Genomic DNA, 3,833 nt, shown 5'->3' on the forward strand with positions numbered 1-3,833 from the left:
GCCGCCGGCATTGCCGGCATGGCGCCGTAGGCGACGCTCACGGCTGCCGCCGGCGCGCCGCGCTGGGCGTAGGAAGGAGAGCTGGCCATGCGCCTGTGGCGGTTTAGGGCTGCAGCACTTCGACGGTGCCGGCGTAGGACAGGCGGCGCTTCTTGGCTTGCGGCACGCTGACCTTGGCGTCTTCCATGCCGGCCTCGATCCAGTACAGGCCGGGCTGAGGCCACTTCACCGAGAACTTGCCGTCCTTGTCCGTCTTCAGCTGGATTTCGCCGACCTTGTCGCGATAGCGGCTGCCGCCGGGCACCACGTTGACTTCCAGGTCCGCGGCGGGCTTGCCGTCCAGCAGCATCTGGAAGGTGGCGGGCTCGTCGGTGAACAGGTCGTTCGGGTGGGTCACGGGCGCCAGTTCCAGGCCGCGGCCAACCAGCTTGACGGCCGAGGGCTTGCCGGCGGTCACGAAGGTTTCGACGCGGCCCAGGCTTTGCGAGACTTCCAGCTCGTCGGCCTTGGCCGGCACGGCCTGCGCCAGGCCTTCGGGCTTGCCGAAGTAGCGCTTGTTCTTGCCGTCTTCCTTCCAGCGCGCGAACACGCCGTCGTTGACCACCGCTACGCGGTAGGTGCCGGCTTGCTTGAGCTGCAGGTCGAAGGTGCTGCGCAGCTTGCCCTTGTTGACGTTCTCGGCTTCGGCCGCGCTGCCGTCCGGCGCCGTCACGGCCAGGCCGTCCAGGCGCAGCGGCGCATGGTTGAAGTAGAACTTGTCGTTGCCGACGGCGGCGTCGACGGTGACCCAGCTGTCGACGCCGGACAGCACGGTCGAGGACGGCACCATCCAGACGTCATGCGCCTGGGAGGCGAAGGGCAGGCACAGCGCCAGGGCTGCGGCCAGTTTGGCGGCGGATTTCATCGTTGCGCTCCTAGGAGATCTCAGGGTTTCAGGTCGAGCGCGATGGCGCCCAGTTCGTGTTCGCCTCGAGCCGTCAACTGCTCGGCCTTTTGCGGCGGCCATTGGAAGGGGATGCGCAGCAGCTCGCGGCCGCCGACTTCGCGCGCGGCTTCGACCACCACGGCGTATTGGCCGGGCTTCAGGCCGGACAGGGGCTTGCTGGCCGCGTCAAAGCTCAACGCGTGCTTGCCCACGGGCTTGGTGGCGCCGCTGACGCCGTCCACCGGGAATTTCTGGTTGCGGCCGCTGCGGCGCCACCATTGGCGCATGTCCTTGAGCCATTCCGTGCCTTCGTCGTTCTTCTTGGCCACGTCGTACCAGACGGCCAGGTCGGTGGCCACGCTCTGGTCGGGGTTCTCGATCCAGATCGCCACGTAGGGACGGTGGTACTCGGCCACGTCCAGGCGCGGGATCTCGATGGACAGGCCGATGTCGGCCGCTTGGGCCGTTCGGGCGATCAGGCCGGCCAGCAGGGCCGACAACAACAGCTTGCGCATGGAAATCTCCAGGGCGGATCGTTGAAATCAATGTATGAAAAGCAGGGCCAGCACCACCGGGATCACCACGCCCAGGCCGACCATGGGCCAGGTCGCGCTGCGGTTGCCGGCATGCATCTTGAGCAGCACCAGGCCGGTCAGCGAAAAGACCAGACAGGCGACGGCGAAGATGTCCAGGAACCAGCTCCATGCCAGGCCGGTGTTGCGGCCTTTGTGGAGATCGTTCAGGTACGAGATCCAGCCGCGATCGGTGCGTTCGTATTCCACGTCGCCGCTGGCCAGGTCGATGGACAGCCAGGCATCGCCGCCGGCGCGCGGCAGCGACAGATAAACCTCATCGGCTGACCACTCGGCCGGTCTGCCGGCGGCGGATGCATCAAGTGTCTCGTCCAGCCACTGCGCCACGGGCGCGGGCAGCGGCGCCTTTTTCTGCTTGGGCGCGGGGGTCAGTTGCTGCAGGACGGCGGCGGGCATGTGCGCTTCGCGGCTGGTCACCTGCGCCTTGGACTCGATGTGCGAGGCGTTATTCAGGGTCAGGCCCGTCACCGCGAACAACAGCATGCCCAACAGGCACAACGCCGAGCTGATCCAATGCCATTGGTGCAGCGTCTTGAGCCAATAGGCCCGGCGGCGGGGAGTGGGTTGACTGTCCATGGGGTATAGGGTGAAAGCCCGCGGATTCTAACATTTAATGAGAATGACTCTTATAAATGCCGCCGTTTTTCCCGCAATGAGATTTCAATCGATTTCGGGGAAGCGCCGCGGTGGAGCAGGGCGCGCCGTGGCGCCTGCCCGCCAGCGGCGATAAGATAGGCCACCCGTTACAAACACCGGAGGTCGTCATGCTTGAACAGCAAGTCGTGGATCAGATCGGTCGTCATTGGGGTTGGGTGGCATTGCGCGGCGTCGTCGCCATCCTGTTCGGGCTCATGGCCTTGCTCATGCCCGCCATCACCTTGTCCGCCCTGGTGCTGGTGTGGGGCGCTTTCGCGCTGGTGGACGGCGTGCTGGCCCTGGTTGCCGGGGTGCGCATCCGCGACAACGGCAAGCCGTTGTGGGCGCTCATCATCGTGGGCCTGCTGGGCATCGCGGCCGGCATCGTCACCTTCGTCTATCCGGGCCTGACCGCGCTGGTCCTGCTCTACATCATCGCGATCTGGGCGTTGGTGTCCGGCGTGTTCCAGGTCGTGGCCGCCATCCGCTTCCGCAAGGAGATCCGCAACGAATGGCTGCTGGGCCTGTCGGGCCTGGTGTCCATCCTGTTCGGCGGCATGCTGATCATGCAGCCGGGCGCAGGCGCGCTGGCGCTGGTCTGGGTCATTGGCGCCTACGCCGTGTTTTTCGGCATACTCCTGCTGGTCTTTTCCTTCCGCCTCAAACAGCACAAGGCGTCCTGAAGCCCGATGTCCGCTTATCAAACCCTGATTCCCCTGAATTTCCTGGCCGTGGGCGTGGGCGCCATGTTCGGCGCCTGGGTCCGCTGGCTGGTCAGCATGTGGCTGAACGTGGAGTCCTGGCCCTGGGGCACCTTTGTGGTGAACCTGGCCGGCGGCTACCTGGTGGGCCTGGTGCTGGCGCTGGTGGCCGGGCATCCGGAATGGCCGGCCTGGGTGCGGCTGGGCGCGATCACGGGTTTCATGGGGGGGCTGACCACGTTCTCGACATTTTCGGCCGAAACGGTGGCCATGCTGGAACGCGGCGCCTACGCCAGCGCGCTGGGCTATGCGGGGTTCAGCCTGGCAGGCTCGCTGTTGCTGACGGTGGCCGGCCTGGCCACCGCCAACCTGCTGCGCTAGCGCGGGTAGCGGCAATCTTCCGCGCGCGGCGCTGCTGCGGCGCGCTCAGGCGGCTGCGGGATTCAGCACGCGGGCGGCCTGCAGGCCGCTGCGCACCGCGCCTTCCAGCACGCCCGGATAACCGGTGTCGGTCCAGTCGCCGGCCAGCGCCAGCGTGGGCCAGGGCGTGGAATTCAGCGGGCGGGTCAGTCCCGGCACCGCCGCGAAGGTGGCGCGCTTTTCGATGAACAGTTCCGCGGCCGCCACTTCCGGCATGGCCGGCAGGCGCGCGGGATGCCGCGCCGCCTGTTCGGCCACCTGGTCGATCAGCGCTTCGGTGATTTGCTGGCGGTTGCGTTCCGCGATGCCGGTAGCCGCGCTGGTCACCACGGCCAGTTCGCCGGCCTTGGTGTCGCCAGCCAGCTGCGCGCGGTCGAACAGCCACTGGCCGTAGTGGTCGCGGGCCGATTCCTCGCGCAGCATCATCATGGGTTCGGGCAGACGCCAGGGATCCTGCAGCCGCAGGTTCAAGGTGGCGATGGGCATGTAGTCGAATGCCTTGAGCGCATCCAGCAGGCCGGTGGCGCCGGCCTCGCGCAGCGGCGCGTCGAGCAGCCG

Annotated in this window: 6 protein-coding genes; 2 read left to right on the forward strand and 4 right to left on the reverse strand. The window is 67.0% G+C overall.

What is annotated here, in order from left to right; translation table 11 throughout:
- Positions 1–103: 103 nt before the first annotated feature.
- Genes VIR09_RS15300 through VIR09_RS15310 form a run of 3 tightly spaced genes read right to left on the reverse strand, consistent with a single transcriptional unit; the run spans position 104 to position 2,094 of the window.
- Complete coding sequence (locus VIR09_RS15300; RefSeq protein ID WP_332013639.1) at positions 104–904, reverse strand: DUF4198 domain-containing protein; 801 nt, start codon at positions 902–904, stop codon at positions 104–106.
- Between the two features lie 20 nt (positions 905–924).
- The gene (locus tag VIR09_RS15305) at positions 925–1,440 is read right to left on the reverse strand and encodes a DUF2271 domain-containing protein (protein ID WP_013394820.1); all 516 of its coding nucleotides are present in this window, start codon (positions 1,438–1,440) and stop codon (positions 925–927) included.
- Positions 1,441–1,467: 27 nt separating this feature from the next.
- Positions 1,468–2,094 carry a PepSY-associated TM helix domain-containing protein gene (locus VIR09_RS15310; RefSeq protein WP_332013640.1) on the reverse strand — a complete coding sequence of 209 codons (627 nt, stop codon included), beginning with the start codon at positions 2,092–2,094 and terminating at the stop codon, positions 1,468–1,470.
- Between the two features lie 188 nt (positions 2,095–2,282).
- Between VIR09_RS15310 and VIR09_RS15315 the strand changes: the two genes are divergently transcribed.
- Positions 2,283–2,837, forward strand: coding sequence for an HdeD family acid-resistance protein (locus tag VIR09_RS15315; protein WP_332013641.1), 555 nt, complete (start codon positions 2,283–2,285; stop codon positions 2,835–2,837).
- 6 nt (positions 2,838–2,843) lie between these two features.
- Complete coding sequence (locus VIR09_RS15320; RefSeq protein WP_332013642.1) at positions 2,844–3,236, forward strand: fluoride efflux transporter CrcB; 393 nt, start codon at positions 2,844–2,846, stop codon at positions 3,234–3,236.
- A gap of 45 nt (positions 3,237–3,281) precedes the next feature.
- On the opposite strand, the gene VIR09_RS15325 is transcribed toward VIR09_RS15320, so the two are convergent.
- On the reverse strand, positions 3,282–3,833 hold a 552-nt coding region (locus VIR09_RS15325; RefSeq protein WP_332013643.1), incomplete at its 5' end, for an FAD-dependent oxidoreductase.

It is taken from the genome of Achromobacter sp., assembly GCF_036567245.1.
Classification (GTDB): domain Bacteria; phylum Pseudomonadota; class Gammaproteobacteria; order Burkholderiales; family Burkholderiaceae_B; genus Achromobacter.

Excerpts from the sequence above, each read along its gene's own strand:
- VIR09_RS15300 (WP_332013639.1), bottom strand. The coding sequence starts at position 904 with ATGAAATCCGCCGCCAAACTGGCCGCAGCCCTGGCGCTGTGCCTGCCC.
- VIR09_RS15305 (WP_013394820.1), bottom strand. The coding sequence starts at position 1,440 with ATGCGCAAGCTGTTGTTGTCGGCCCTGCTGGCCGGCCTGATCGCCCGA.
- VIR09_RS15310 (WP_332013640.1), bottom strand. The coding sequence starts at position 2,094 with ATGGACAGTCAACCCACTCCCCGCCGCCGGGCCTATTGGCTCAAGACG.
- VIR09_RS15315 (WP_332013641.1), top strand. The coding sequence starts at position 2,283 with ATGCTTGAACAGCAAGTCGTGGATCAGATCGGTCGTCATTGGGGTTGG.
- VIR09_RS15320 (WP_332013642.1), top strand. The coding sequence starts at position 2,844 with ATGTCCGCTTATCAAACCCTGATTCCCCTGAATTTCCTGGCCGTGGGC.